The sequence below is a fragment of the Coprococcus intestinalis genome (assembly GCF_023656595.1).
In the GTDB taxonomy this organism is placed as follows: Bacteria; Bacillota; Clostridia; order Lachnospirales; family Lachnospiraceae; genus Coprococcus_A; species Coprococcus_A intestinihominis.
Genome location: NZ_JAMOKJ010000011.1, coordinates 23903 through 36949, shown reverse-complemented (window position 1 = coordinate 36949; position 13047 = coordinate 23903). Strand labels below are relative to the sequence as shown.

Annotated in this window: 13 protein-coding genes and 1 riboswitch; of the genes, 5 read left to right on the top strand and 8 right to left on the bottom strand. The window is 43.0% G+C overall.

Going from position 1 to position 13047, the window contains the following annotated elements:
* Window position 1 precedes the first annotated feature (1 nt).
* The 3 genes from thiE to NBH03_RS09335 form a co-directional block, all read right to left on the bottom strand.
* The gene (gene thiE, locus NBH03_RS09345; RefSeq protein WP_215632428.1) at window positions 2-637 is read right to left on the bottom strand and encodes a thiamine phosphate synthase; all 636 of its coding nucleotides are present in this window, start codon (window positions 635-637) and stop codon (window positions 2-4) included.
* A complete protein-coding gene (thiM, locus tag NBH03_RS09340; protein WP_178441684.1) occupies window positions 624-1445 on the bottom strand; it encodes a hydroxyethylthiazole kinase in 822 nt (273 codons plus the stop codon). Before thiM ends, thiE begins: the two co-directional genes overlap by 14 nt.
* 319 nt (window positions 1446-1764) lie before the next feature.
* The gene (locus NBH03_RS09335; protein WP_250799444.1) at window positions 1765-3150 is read right to left on the bottom strand and encodes a sodium-dependent transporter; all 1386 of its coding nucleotides are present in this window, start codon (window positions 3148-3150) and stop codon (window positions 1765-1767) included.
* 148 nt (window positions 3151-3298) lie between these two features.
* Here NBH03_RS09335 and NBH03_RS09330 point away from each other — a divergent pair, with 148 nt between their 5' ends.
* Window positions 3299-4279, top strand: a complete 981-nt coding sequence (locus NBH03_RS09330) for a D-2-hydroxyacid dehydrogenase (protein WP_250799443.1) — start codon at window positions 3299-3301, stop codon at window positions 4277-4279.
* Between the two features lie 3 nt (window positions 4280-4282).
* Here NBH03_RS09330 and NBH03_RS09325 read toward each other — a convergent pair whose 3' ends face one another.
* The gene (locus NBH03_RS09325) at window positions 4283-5665 is read right to left on the bottom strand and encodes a transglutaminase-like domain-containing protein (RefSeq protein WP_250799442.1); all 1383 of its coding nucleotides are present in this window, start codon (window positions 5663-5665) and stop codon (window positions 4283-4285) included.
* A gap of 19 nt (window positions 5666-5684) precedes the next feature.
* Complete coding sequence (locus NBH03_RS09320) at window positions 5685-6761, bottom strand: mandelate racemase/muconate lactonizing enzyme family protein (RefSeq protein WP_178441687.1); 1077 nt, start codon at window positions 6759-6761, stop codon at window positions 5685-5687.
* A 261-nt stretch (window positions 6762-7022) separates the two neighbouring features.
* Here NBH03_RS09320 and NBH03_RS09315 point away from each other — a divergent pair, with 261 nt between their 5' ends.
* Complete coding sequence (locus NBH03_RS09315) at window positions 7023-7871, top strand: hypothetical protein (protein ID WP_215689868.1); 849 nt, start codon at window positions 7023-7025, stop codon at window positions 7869-7871.
* Between the two features lie 45 nt (window positions 7872-7916).
* Here the strand turns inward: NBH03_RS09315 and NBH03_RS09310 are convergent, their stop codons facing one another.
* Together NBH03_RS09310 and NBH03_RS09305 are read right to left on the bottom strand one after the other, a co-directional pair.
* Complete coding sequence (locus tag NBH03_RS09310; protein WP_015515156.1) at window positions 7917-9095, bottom strand: sensor histidine kinase; 1179 nt, start codon at window positions 9093-9095, stop codon at window positions 7917-7919.
* Entirely contained in the window at window positions 9092-9832 is a 741-nt protein-coding gene (locus NBH03_RS09305) for a response regulator transcription factor (protein ID WP_250799441.1), read from the bottom strand. The genes NBH03_RS09310 and NBH03_RS09305 overlap by 4 nt, the downstream gene beginning before the upstream one ends.
* 78 nt (window positions 9833-9910) lie before the next feature.
* Between NBH03_RS09305 and NBH03_RS09300 the strand changes: the two genes are divergently transcribed.
* From NBH03_RS09300 to NBH03_RS09290, 3 genes are read left to right on the top strand one after another with little or no spacing between them, the layout of a single operon-like run.
* Window positions 9911-10051: a CD1871A family CXXC motif-containing protein gene (locus NBH03_RS09300; RefSeq protein ID WP_015515154.1), complete on the top strand. Its 141-nt coding sequence runs from the start codon at window positions 9911-9913 to the stop codon at window positions 10049-10051.
* A complete protein-coding gene (locus NBH03_RS09295; RefSeq protein WP_055228228.1) occupies window positions 10044-10934 on the top strand; it encodes a 4Fe-4S binding protein in 891 nt (296 codons plus the stop codon). The genes NBH03_RS09300 and NBH03_RS09295 overlap by 8 nt, the downstream gene beginning before the upstream one ends.
* Window positions 10935-10964: 30 nt before the next feature.
* Window positions 10965-11945, top strand: coding sequence for a TlpA disulfide reductase family protein (locus tag NBH03_RS09290; protein ID WP_215689872.1), 981 nt, complete (start codon window positions 10965-10967; stop codon window positions 11943-11945).
* A 198-nt stretch (window positions 11946-12143) separates the two neighbouring features.
* Here the strand turns inward: NBH03_RS09290 and NBH03_RS09285 are convergent, their stop codons facing one another.
* Window positions 12144-12866 carry a type 2 periplasmic-binding domain-containing protein gene (locus tag NBH03_RS09285; protein ID WP_250799440.1) on the bottom strand — a complete coding sequence of 241 codons (723 nt, stop codon included), beginning with the start codon at window positions 12864-12866 and terminating at the stop codon, window positions 12144-12146.
* A 69-nt stretch (window positions 12867-12935) separates the two neighbouring features.
* A riboswitch (cyclic di-GMP riboswitch) is annotated at window positions 12936-13011 on the bottom strand.
* Window positions 13012-13047: the final 36 nt, after the last annotated feature.

Genomic DNA, 13047 nt, shown 5'->3' with positions numbered 1-13047 from the left:
TTTATACGATTGCTTTAACAGCTGCCTTCAAATCAGCCGCTGCTTTCTTAATATCTTTCTGTGCATAAATGGCACTGATGACTGCCACACCGTCAATGCCGCTGCCCGTCAGTTTGACAACATTCTCCTGTGTAATGCCTCCGATGGCTACAACAGGAATGGACACAGCTTCACAAATGGCTTTTAATGTGTCATAGGAAACTTCTGCTGCATCATCCTTGGAAGTTGTCGGAAAGACTGCACCGACACCAAGGTAATCAGCGCCGTGCTTCTCAGCCAGAATAGCCTGCTCCACAGTCTGTGTTGAAACACCGATGATCTTGTCCGGGCCTAATTTGGCACGTACATCTCCGGCTTCCATATCACTCTGCCCCACATGAACACCGTCTGCATTCATGGCAACGGCGATATCCACATTGTCATTGATGATAAATGGTACTTTATATTCCTTACAGAGTTTCTGCAGTTCTTTGGCTTCTTCAAGGAAATGAGCCTCATCCAGCGTCTTCTCTCTCAGCTGAAGAAATGTCACACCGCCATCCAGACTTTCTTTGACCACTTCATATAATGTCCGTCCGTTTAACCAATGACGGTCTGTAACTGCATACAATAACAAATCTTCTTTAGCGCACTTCATATTTTGCCCCCTTATCTAAAGTTGATGCATCCATATTGTAAACTGCATCGATAATACGGTTACGGTAAGTAGAGTTGCCGTCGCCTTCCTGCATTCTTCCCCATCCGATCTCACCTGCAAGACCCATGGTGCATACAGCAGCAGCTGCTGCTTCCAAATGATTGTCAGGATTCGCCACCAGAAATGCCGTCATCATGCCGGACAGCTGACAGCCTGTACCTGTAATCTTACCCATCTCCGGTCTGCCATTGCGGATCACATAGCATTTCTCACCGTCGGATACAAGATCAATGGCACCTGTAATGGCGACAATGGAACCGGATTTTGCTGCAAACTGCTTCACAAACTGAACCGCCTGATCCAGTGTTTCCTCAGTCACTGCATCTGCCACATCCGCGTCCACGCCCTTTGTAGTACCGCTGCCGAGAGCCAGTGTCTTAATCTCCGAAATATTGCCTCTGATAACTGTCAGTTTCAGCTGCTCCATCAGCTGAACTGCTGTGTTTGTTCGAAGTGCAGAGGCACCGGCACCCACAGGATCCAGAAGGATTGGATGATTCAATTCATTCGCTTTCCTTCCGGCGCGGAACATACCTTCAATACTACTCTTTGTCAGTGTACCGATATTGATATTCAGACCGCCGCAGATGGATGTGATATCTTCCACATCTTCCGGCTCCGCAGACATAATCGGGCTGCCGCCGCAGGCCAGCAGTATATTAGCTACATCATTGACTGTTACATAATTCGTAATATTATGAACAAGCGGAACATTCTTTCTCACATTCTCAATACAATTTCCAAGCATTTTCTTACGCTCCTTTTAATCTTTGCTTCATTTTCCAAAATTATTCACAAGTTTTCTACCTGAATATCCGGAAAACAAATAGCGGATATGCCCCGAAAGACATATCCGCATCAAAATTCTCATTCGCTTTATGCGACGATGTGCATACCTATCCCTACGTTGGCATGATCCAAATCAGGTTATGGGTCCAGGCGGCTCAGCCTGTTCTCAGCCTGCTCCGGCAGACTCCCCGCTGTCACACTCTATTATAGCGTCATCACACTGTATTTGCAAGGATAACACAATAAATCTCCATCTCCGGATGGGCATTCAGGATTTTCTACATGCTGATAATGCCTAAAACATTGGCAATAGAGCTGAGTAGGATAACAATCAGACAAATCGGTGCCAGATATTTCAGGAAGAAATTATACAATTTCTTTCTGCCAAACTTGGATGACTGTTCGATTTCTTTCGCAATCCTGTCAAAGCCAACCACTTTGGTCACAAGGAAACATGTAGCCAGCGCTGCCAGCGGCATCATAACTGAATTCGTCATAAAATCAAAGAAATCCAGGAAATTCATGCCGAATATCCTGATGAAATCAAGGATACCGTATCCAAGAGATGATGCACTGCCGAATACGATCATCACAACTGCCATCAAGAGACTGGCCTTACCGCGGCTCCAGTGCAGCTCATCCATGAATGTGGAAACGCTTGTCTCCATCAGTGAAACAGCACTTGTCAGTGCCGCCAGTAATACAAGCACAAAGAACAGAATACCGGCACCCGTTCCGATGCCCATACTGGCAAAAACCTTCGGCAATGTAATAAACATCAGAGAAGGACCTGCATTCAGCGTCTCCGGATTACCGCCTGAGAAGGCAAAAACCGCAGGAATGATCATCAGACCTGCAAGAATCGCAATGCCTGTATCAAAAATCTCAATCTGTGTGGTAGACTGTTCAAGGTCAATATCTTTACTGATATAAGAACCATACGTGTATAAAATACCCATGGCAATGGAAAGCGAATAAAACATCTGTCCCATGGCCGCTACAACTGTCATCCATGAGAAATGTTCAAAATTCGGAATCAGGAAATACTTCACACCCTCAATGGCCCCGGGACGGGTTACAGAGTAAATCGCCACAATGATCGCCAGCACCACAAGAATCGGCATCATAATTCTTGACATCAATTCAACACCGTTCTTGACACCTCCGAGAATAATGATAAATACCAATGCTGCAAACACAATGAACCAGAGTTCTGCCTGCCAGGAATCTGCAATAAATGCTGAAAAATAACCGTCTTCCGCTACAACCTGCACCTTGCCGCTGAGATATGCCACCAGATACTTAATGACCCAACCGCCAATGGTGCTGTAATAAGGCACGATCAGCATCGGAATGACTGCATTCAACCAACCGCCGATCTTAAATGGTGCCGTTTTGCCAAAGAAGGAAAAGGCCCCCACCGGGCTCTTCTTCGTCATACGTCCGATTGACGTTTCCGACATGATCAATACATACCCAAAAGATACTGTCAAAAGAATATACACCAGCAGAAAAATTCCGCCGCCATACTTTGCCGCCAGATACGGGAAACGCCAGATATTACCAAGGCCGACCGCTGAACCGGCAACTGCCAGAATGTAGCCGAGTCTTCCGGAGAAGCTTCCCCGGTGGCCACCATGTTTTGTTTTTTTGTCGTGATCCATGATACACCCCATTAATGTTTCTTTCTTTATATTTATAGATAGCATTTTATTTTAACATGTTTAGTCAAGAGTCGCAACTCATCAGACAGATTCTTTTTATTTTTTTGACATTCTATGTTATGATTAGAGTCAGAAAGGAAATATCACAATGAACACATACTATCCCATCCATATTTTAGTGGCTGTCCCTTGTCCACCATCAATCCGTGATCGTTTCAGTACACAGTTTGGCTCACAATGTCATTTTACCTTTATCAATTCCAGTCAGACCATCCCTGAATCTCTGCTTCGCCACACAGATGTTATCATCGGCGAACCTGACGAACCGGATCTTCTGAAAGCGCCTCGTCTGAAATGGCTGCAGCTGACATGGGCCGGCGCAGACAAATACGCACGTATGAAACGGTTGCCTTCCCATCTGACGATCACCAATGCTTCCGGTGCTTTTGGCATCATTATATCCGAATATGTGATTGGCACTATTATTGCACTATACCGATCATTTTCAGTTTATTCACATCATCAGGCAGCTCACACTTGGCTTCCATCTGACAATTGTGGCACGATTTACAAAAAAACAGTCCTGATTCTCGGCACTGGAGACATCGGTTCTTCCCTTGCCCACCGTTTAAAAGCTTTTGATACATCCATCATTGGCTTCCGCCGCCATCCGAACCATAGAGCACTTCCGGACTTTGATGAAGTCATCGGGTCAGACCAGTTAGATCTCAAACTTAAAACAGCAGACATCGTTGTCGGATGTCTGCCAAATACATCAGAAACCATCGGCCTCTTTGATGAAAAACGTCTGCGTCTGATGAAAAAAGAGGCATTGCTGATCAATGTCGGCCGCGGCAATCTGATTAAAAATGATGCTTTATTGCATGTTTTAAAAGAAGGGCACTTAAAAGGGGTTGCTCTGGATGTATCAGAAATTGAACCGCTGCCAAAGGCCTCTCCGTTATGGGATCTGCCAAACGTCTTCATCACCCCTCATATCGCCGGTCCAAGTTTTGGTGGCAACACAGATGTTGAACAGGCCATCTGGAACCTGTGTTTTGAAAATATTGAACGCTTTCTTGCCGGTCAGGTACTGAACCATATCGTCGATTTAAGGCAAGGCTATTAATTGTTATTTCTCAATATCTTCCATAGAGATGAGTTTCTGTGACACTTCCACCTGAGAAAAACGAAGGCCATGGTCCTCATATTCAAATTCGCCCCGCTGGTTATCAATCGGGTCGATGCGAAGCCATTTTTTCTCCGGTACAAAAGCTTTCTGGATTTCCGAGTTCGCAGGCATTCGAAAAACATCCAGATTACCGAAATAATAATTCCAGCGTTCAATTTCGCCTGCGCGCCATGCACTTCCGCCAAAAGAGAGGTCTGCAAATACCCATCCGTAAGGCGCAACATAGAACTGCGCCCAATCATGACAGCCTGTATAGTAGTCTGTCGCATACAGCCCAGACTGCCAGCGTGCCGGGATACCGGACATTCGGCAAAGCGTGATAAAAAGAAGGGCCTGTACACCGCAGTCTCCTTTTAAATTGACTGCACAGTATTCCGGAATGCACTCAATTGTAAAATATTCTCTCACAAAAGAATACATGACCTTTGTCGTCACAAAATCGTAAAATCGGCGTGCCAGAATGACCGGATTCGTCTCATCACCGGCCAGTTCATCCCTCAGTTCCCTTAAATAAGGTGTAAACATGATATGCGGTGACTGTTCTTCAAGGCAGAAATCCGGCTGTTCACCAGCGACACACTTCGGATCCAGTTCCACATAATTAATATGATAATCAAATGAATACTCCACCATAAATTCCTGATTCGGCTGCAGTTCTGTCTCAAAGTAAACTGTTCTCTGCGCTGCATCTTCCGGTGCAATAAAAGTAATCTCCGGATTCGCAGCATGAATCTGTACATTTGAAACCTGCTCATACACCTTCGGAATCGGCAAATGTACAGAAACTTTTCGTCCGACTTCCTCGAATTCCTTTTTGGCCTTAATAGTTGCACGGATGCGTGTATGAACTGTTCTGCCTCCGTGTTCCTTCATATAATGAACATTCCCATTAAGCAGCTTCTGTTTCATTGCATTCTCTTTTTCAAGTTCCTCATTCTGTACAATCACACGAGCGGCCAGATCGGGACGCGTCTGTGTCAGATTATCATAGAAAAGGCGCTGAAAATGAACTTCTCCATCAATATAAATCCAGTCCGCCGCACCAATCTCTTTCAGATACTGCAATTCTTCTTCTTTGAAATCACGCAGATGACTGGTCATCATCTCCAATGCTTCGGCATAAGTGTAAGGATACTCATCTGCTCCCATCACCCCGATAATTTCCTGCTCAATTTCCAGGCGCTTACGCAGCGCCTTCGGTATCTCCTTGTGTTCCAGAAAATAACGGATCATTTTCTGGGCACCGGCATAATCACCATAATTTTTTAGCTTTAAAACATCCTCCGGCAAAGGAATTTTCATAAATGATAAATCCTGATACATGCTTCACACCTCCCATCAACTATTCGTTATCAAAACCAATAAATCCAAAGCCCGGAACATCCGGAAGCACCAGTTTCTTCGTGTCTTCCACATAAATGCCTCCCTTAAACGGCCTCTCTGTCATGTTAAAAGTCGCATCGAGATCCGCGCGTGTGATATTTCTTGTGGCTGCACCGAGACTGGCTGCTGCTGTAATACCCAGATTGCTCTCTTCTACCATGCATCCAAGCATCACTTCAATGCCTGCTGCCTCGCAGATGGCATTTATCTTCAGTGCTTCGCGAATACCGCCGCACTTCATCAGCTTAATATTCAGATAATCAATAGCTCTGCGCTCTACAAGTCGAAGTGCATCCTTTGAATTAAAACAGCTCTCATCCGACATAATCGGCACGTCTGAATGTTTAGTGACATATTCCAGACCTGCAATATCATGGTAGGCAACCGGCTGCTCTACCAGTTCCAGGTTATACTCATTCAGCCTCTTGATCAGACGGACAGCCTCTTTTGCTGTCCAAGCCTGGTTCGCATCCACACGAATCTTAATGTCATCCCCAACCGCTTCACGAATCGCTTTGACTCTGGCAATATCCTCCGCAAAGGAAGTACCGACTTTCGTCTTAATTGTATCAAAACCATCCGTCACATACTGTCTAGCCTTGGCCGCCATTACCTCCGGCGTATCGATACCAACCGTCATATCCGTTTCAATATAATTCCTGTATCCGCCCAAAAGCTTATAGACCGGCATGCCTGCTTTCTTGCCAAGAAGGTCATAACATGCCATATCGATAGCATTCTTGGCACATCCCGAATGCGCTGCAGCATGATCCATCGTCCAGTATACCTTTTCCAGATCCGTCGGATCGACACCAATGAGATCTCTCTCCATCTCTCTGATCACATCGCTTGTACCGGATAAGCTCTCTCCTGTAATCAGAATCGCCGGCGCCCCTTCTCCGTAACCAACCAGACCTTCATCCGTTTCCACTGACACGATAACGCTTCGAGAATGCGTAATAACCCCGAGCGAAATACGGAACGGTTCCACTAACGGTACTTCCACCTGACGCACTTTAATCCCTGTAATTTTCATTTGTCTCTTCCCCCATAAAATGTAATTATCAATATGCTTCTATTATACAAAAACTTTAGAAAATATCAACAAAACCACATGCGAAAACTGATAGATACTTCCAAATGTATACACTAAAACCTTCTTTTAATTCTGTACAGATCTATGTATAATAATGATATATAAACACCAGAGATGTACAGGCACTCAGTCCTTGGCTGCACTATCTTATTTTAAAACATGTTGTTAACTTGAAGTACGAATAGGAGGCGAATTTCGCTTATGAAACCATTTTTAGGTATTGATATAACTACCAACCGCAAAAACGAACGCTTAAACGGCAATGAATTTTTAATACTTAAACCATCTGAAATATTATCCCAGACTTTGGCCAAAACCACCGAGCAAAAAGATGTTATTATCCAAAAGTCCAAAATGCCTTTACTTCTGCGCATTATTAAATCCATATGTCTCTTTCTCGCTTTTATCTGCGTCAGCGCCCTATTGAGAGCACGGGTTTCCCTTGCCGAAGCATATCACAACGCACCCTGGGTTTTTTGGCTTCTTCCTATTTGCGTTATTCTATTCGTCCTATTAACAATTTGTGAAAAAGTAAAATCCCATCAGGTCTTAGATACGGATGAAAATCAACACGCGCTGGCTACCCATGATCGTGTCATGAAAGACATATTGGCAGAGCTTGCTGTACCCGATAATGCTAAAAATGTGGATGTGCTGTCTTGCTACTACACTGAACGTAACGGCAAAATAAAAGCGATAGAAAAAGGGCTTCAGGTTCATCAGTTTTCCAATCTGATATTTAAAGCTTACCGTGATAATGAAAACCTGTATTTAACCAACTGTAACGGAAAATATGCTTTCCCGCTGTCTTCTCTTTCATCTATTCGTACCGTAAAAAAGCATACAGTTATTAAGGAATGGCATAAAGAGGAGCCTTATGATAAGGGAATATATAAACCGTATCATATGTCAATTGACAAGTTTGGCTGTCTCAATTGTAATTCCTACTATATTCTTGAGGTTGTACATAATACAGAAACCTATGGAATCTATATTCCTTGTTATGAATTACCGGTTTTCGAAGAGCTTACCGGATTACGTGCAGAATAAATGAGATAAAACACACGATAACGAGTGAAACACGCTCTGCGAGTTTCACTCGTTATCGCGATATTCGGCAAGGCCGCATACTTCAAATGTCGTCCCACCATGCTCATTTGTATAAACTTTAATCGTCCCGTCATGAACCCTCACAACTTCTCGAACCATCGCAAGTCCAAGGCCCACACCTCCAAGCTCCCGGCTTCTTGACTTATCTATCCGGAAGAACGGTTCAAAAATCTGCTCCCTGAATGCCTCATCAATTCCATTTCCTGTATCCGAAACCGTCAGAACAACTTCGTTCTTCTCCCTCTTTGCTGATACTGTAACAGTTCCATCGGTCCGATTATATTTAATCGCATTTTCCACAAGATTATATAACATTCTGTAAATCAGAATATCACTTCCTGTCAAAAATAATTCTTCATCTGCCTTTTCTCCTGCTCCCTGTGACTTCTGTATCAGTTCAACCTTCTTTTCCTGTGCCAGCGGTTCCAGATCTGTCAGTACTTCCTCAATCAGACTATGGATCTCAATTTTGTCATTTCGCGCTACCGTCTGTAATTCGCTCATATCCAAAAGCGTTCTGACCAACTTGCTAAGACGTTCATTCTGTTCCGTTACCATCTGAATTGTCTCTTCTGCCGCTGTTGTACTCTCTGGATGTTCTGTTGTATGGTATAGATCCAGTTGTGCCTGGATTAAGGCCAGTGGCGTACGCAATTCATGAGCTGCATTTCCCGTAAACTGACGCTGCGTCTCAAATGATTCTGAAAGCCGCATAAGCATTTTATTGTAAGATATGCGAAGTCTGTCTAACTCTGCAATCTTATTCTCTTCGATTATATAATCTGTCAGATTCTGTGCCTGAACTTTTTCCACTGTCTCTGAAAATTCCTTGAGTGGTTTCAATGCCCGTCCACTGATAAAATACGTCACTGCGCCGCCAAACAGCGCTACAATAGCAGTAATCAGAAGGCTTCTGCTTCTATAGTCTGATTTGGAGTTATAAACCTTCATGGAAAACTGTGCCACAAAGTCATCCCACTCGTCATCCGGAATATCAATGTACACCGCTTCCGGCGCTGTGCTCTGATCCGTGATAGACTCCTGAAGCGTATCGAAATAATAGACGCCGTTTTTATATAAGAAAAATGTAAGACATCCGCATAATATGGTGATCAACACTGTTGTAAGAAATGTTAATTTCCACTGAAGTGATATTTTTTTCATGCTCTGCTATCTCCCCCTATCTTATAGCCCTCACCGATTTTATTCACGATTGGATCATATCCGAGTCCTGCTTTCAGTTTTTTTCTCAAAGAAGACATATGCACTCGGATTGAACCACTGAAACTGTCCACAGAAGAATCCCAGACATGCTCAATCAATTCTTCCTGACTGACCGGTCTTCCTTGATTTAAAAGGAGATATTCTAAAATTCCATTTTCTTTTCTCGTCAACGTAACCGGGTTATCTTCTGCATAGGCAACCCTTTCTCTCGTATCAAATCGAAGTTTTCCACATTCCAGGCAGATATTTTTTTGTACAAATTTTCTTCTTGTCAGGCTTCTCACGCGAGCTTCCAGCTCCTGCAGATGAAATGGTTTTTCCATATAATCATTTGCACCGGAATCCAATCCCTCAACCTTATCTGCAACCTGACTTCTCGCAGACAGGATCAACACTTTTGTCTCTTCATTTTCTTTGCGAAGCTCCCGAAGAATCTCCATTCCATCCAACCCGGGCAGATTAAGATCAAGCACAATCAGATCATACATTTCCGCATAGATCATATCCAGTGCCTGCTCTCCGTCATTACACGTATCCACCTCATAACCTGCCAGGTGCAGACTTTTCGCAATCATATCACATAATTTCTTCTCATCTTCAACAACTAATAATCTCAATTTACTTTTCTCCATTTTCTTAACAAGAAATTTACATTCTATATTATATAATGTAACCATTGAACGGTCAATAAGACGCTTAAAGAGCAATAACATTGAAAGGAACAGTTACTACTTACAGTAACAAGAGGTATTTGAATGAAATCAGAAAAAGCAACACAAGTTTTTTTACTTGCAGCCGGTATGGTATTTTTTCTTGTTGGAATTTTCCGTGGAGAAGCTGCAGTTGTACTCAGTAAAGCAATAAAATTATGTATGGAGTGTGTCGGAATTGGATAAGAAAATGAAATCAAACAAAAACTTTCTGGCCCGCTTCCGCGGATGGATTCAGGCAGCTGCTACACTGCTGACCAACATTCACATCCCGAATCTGTTTAAAGGGAAAATTTATCAGGGAAATGTAAAAACAATGTGCGTCCCGGGACTAAACTGTTACTCTTGTCCTGCCGCCACAGGTGCCTGTCCGATTGGAGCTTTTCAAGCCGTGGTCGGTTCTTCAAAATTCAAATTTACCTACTACATCACCGGATTTTTCATCCTGTTAGGTGTTCTGTTAGGACGGTTTATCTGTGGATTCCTCTGTCCGTTTGGATGGTTCCAGGATCTGCTGCATAAGATTCCGGGCAAGAAACTTTCCACCGCAAAACTGAAGCCTCTGCGGTATCTGAAATATGTGATTCTGGTCGTCTTTGTTATACTACTTCCGGCATTTGTAACCAATTCACTTGGTATGGGAGATCCTTTCTTCTGCAAATACATTTGCCCACAGGGCGTACTTGAAGGCGCAATTCCGCTGGCACTTGCCAACTCAGGAATCCGTGCCGCACTCGGACATTTATTTACATTTAAGTTCACAATCCTTGCGCTTTTCATCATCCTGAGCATCTTGTTTTACCGTCCATTTTGTAAATGGATCTGCCCGCTGGGTGCTATTTACTCACTGTTTAACAAGGTATCTTTTCTTAAGATTCAGGTTGATCATGAGAAATGTGTTGGCTGCCAGAAATGTAGTCGTGTCTGTAAGATGGATGTCAATGTAGTAGACACACCAAACCATCCGGAGTGTATCCGATGCGGAGAATGTATGAAAGCCTGTCCGACTGATGCAATCTGCTATCATTACGGATTTTCAACTAAGAAACAGGCTGAAAATAAAAACTAATAAAACGTAATTTAAAGGAGATTTAAAATCATGAAAAACAAAACACTTAGAACAAACTCAATGAAATTAAAAAAGGTAATTGCTGCATCCCTTGCCATTTCTGTACTTTTTGCGTTTACAGGCTGCGGAAATTCCTCCACAACAGACAATACAAATACAAAACAGGAATCTTCTTCCACAACAGACAATACAAACACAAAACAGGAATCTTCTTCCACAACAGAAACGGGCAGCGCAGACGAGCTGAACGAAAAACGTGATGACCTTTACCAGCAGGAAAACCAGCTTTTTGCTGATCACAAAGATGCATGGGACAAAGCCTTTGGTCTTATGAACAAGAACGCTGCCGGTGATGCCATGAGCGAAAACTATGCTGATTCCCTCGCAAGCACAGTGGAATCTAACAAAGACTCTTTCTCTGAAGAAGAATATAAAACTCTGTGCAAAGACATCGAGACAATCCGCGGAATTGAAGAAGAAATTGCCAAGCTTGAGAAAGAGATTGCTGCATCCGATTCCTCTGACAGCTCTTCCTCCAAATCAGACGAATCCACAGCTGTATTCAAAGGTTTCAAAGGAAAAGATCTGGATGGAAACGATGTAGATGACAGTCTTTTCGCTAAAAATAAAGTTACAGTTGTAAATTTCTGGTTCAGTGGATGCAAGCCATGTGTCGGAGAGCTCTCTAAGCTGAATGAATTAAATGAGAAACTCAAAGAAATGGGCGGCGAAGTTGTTGGTATCAATACAGATACATTAGATGATAATCAGGATGGAATCAAAGAAGCGAAAGAAATCCTGAAGGCCCAGGGAGCTTCCTACAAAAACCTGACTTTCGATTCCGATTCAACCGTCGGAAAATATGCAGGAAACATTATGGCATTCCCGACAACAGTTCTCGTAGATAAAGACGGAAATATCATTGGCGAACCTTTCATGGGCGGAATCGATGATCAGTCAAACTACGATCAGCTGATGAAGCAGATTCAGTCCGTACTGGACCAGAAATAATTCATTTACTGAAGATGCATAGTAATAGCGAGGGCTTTCAAGTCCTCGCTATTACTATAATCGTCAGCTCATTTACTTTTCTTGTTGCCTTATGATTTCCGATAATATCGACAGCATGTTATCAACCTGGATTGGCTTTGCGATATGAGCATTCATTCCAGCTGCAATAACCTCTCTCTTATTTTCTCTGCTTCATCCTCAAATCTCCATTGTTTTTGTAAGTGGAACGCTCTTGAAATCACGATTGTTATCATATATCAGTGCCTGACTTGCTCCCATGAGGAAACAGTCTGCTTTTTCATTCATGACCATATCTGCCGCATCAGTAAGCGAATCGTAATCTACCAGTTTCCATTGAGGATAACTGAAAGCAATATGCTGTTTTAAGGCTTCTTGTTCTTTTGGCACAGCTACTGTATACGACTCATCCTCATTGAAATATTTCTCATCAGTTACTGCCATCAGACTGTAGGTCCAGGCTGTGTTTGTAAGTGTATAGCCCTTCTTTTCTGCAAGATCAGAATTTCTGCCGGCATAAAAAATCATATCAATTTCATGTTCCTGCAGCGCCTGAAGCATTTCGCTGTAATCATCATATTCTTGTATATTAAATTTCAGTGTCTGATTCCCCAGGCAGTCTTTGGCATAGGAAATATATTCTGCCAGCGTACCGGTGAGTTTTCCGGTTGCATCGTCCATGGAAAAAATTGCCGGATCATTATTTAAAAATCCTATCCGAATGTCACCATGTTCTTCCAGCCAGGATTTTTCTCCGCCTGTAAGACTCTGATTATAATCAAGCGTAAAATACTTCTTATATAGGTCTGCCTTAAAAAAAGGACTATCCTGATCCAGCTGATGCATAGCATAATCCAGTTCCGTCTTGATATCGCTGCGCTCTTTATTTATTGCAAAATACATGCCTGACTTGCCAATCGTGGTAACATCTAAAGGAAAAATGCACTGCCCTTTCCGACAATGCATCCTAAACGTTGCAACTGGCTGTCATTTTACAGACCCTATAGCTTTGCGTCTCAGCCTTTCGACTAATTTGCCGACGAATCTTTTTTTGTATTATATTGTACATTTTTCATTGAAGCTG

Excerpts from the sequence above, each read along its gene's own strand:
- NBH03_RS09330 (WP_250799443.1), top strand. The coding sequence starts at position 3,299 with ATGAACACATACTATCCCATCCATATTTTAGTGGCTGTCCCTTGTCCA.
- NBH03_RS09285 (WP_250799440.1), bottom strand. The coding sequence starts at position 12,866 with ATGTATTTTGCAATAAATAAAGAGCGCAGCGATATCAAGACGGAACTG.
- NBH03_RS09305 (WP_250799441.1), bottom strand. The coding sequence starts at position 9,832 with ATGGTTACATTATATAATATAGAATGTAAATTTCTTGTTAAGAAAATG.
- NBH03_RS09335 (WP_250799444.1), bottom strand. The coding sequence starts at position 3,150 with ATGGATCACGACAAAAAAACAAAACATGGTGGCCACCGGGGAAGCTTC.
- NBH03_RS09325 (WP_250799442.1), bottom strand. The coding sequence starts at position 5,665 with ATGTATCAGGATTTATCATTTATGAAAATTCCTTTGCCGGAGGATGTT.
- thiE (WP_215632428.1), bottom strand. The coding sequence starts at position 637 with ATGAAGTGCGCTAAAGAAGATTTGTTATTGTATGCAGTTACAGACCGT.
- NBH03_RS09300 (WP_015515154.1), top strand. The coding sequence starts at position 9,911 with ATGAAATCAGAAAAAGCAACACAAGTTTTTTTACTTGCAGCCGGTATG.
- NBH03_RS09315 (WP_215689868.1), top strand. The coding sequence starts at position 7,023 with ATGAAACCATTTTTAGGTATTGATATAACTACCAACCGCAAAAACGAA.
- thiM (WP_178441684.1), bottom strand. The coding sequence starts at position 1,445 with ATGCTTGGAAATTGTATTGAGAATGTGAGAAAGAATGTTCCGCTTGTT.
- NBH03_RS09310 (WP_015515156.1), bottom strand. The coding sequence starts at position 9,095 with ATGAAAAAAATATCACTTCAGTGGAAATTAACATTTCTTACAACAGTG.
- NBH03_RS09290 (WP_215689872.1), top strand. The coding sequence starts at position 10,965 with ATGAAAAACAAAACACTTAGAACAAACTCAATGAAATTAAAAAAGGTA.
- NBH03_RS09320 (WP_178441687.1), bottom strand. The coding sequence starts at position 6,761 with ATGAAAATTACAGGGATTAAAGTGCGTCAGGTGGAAGTACCGTTAGTG.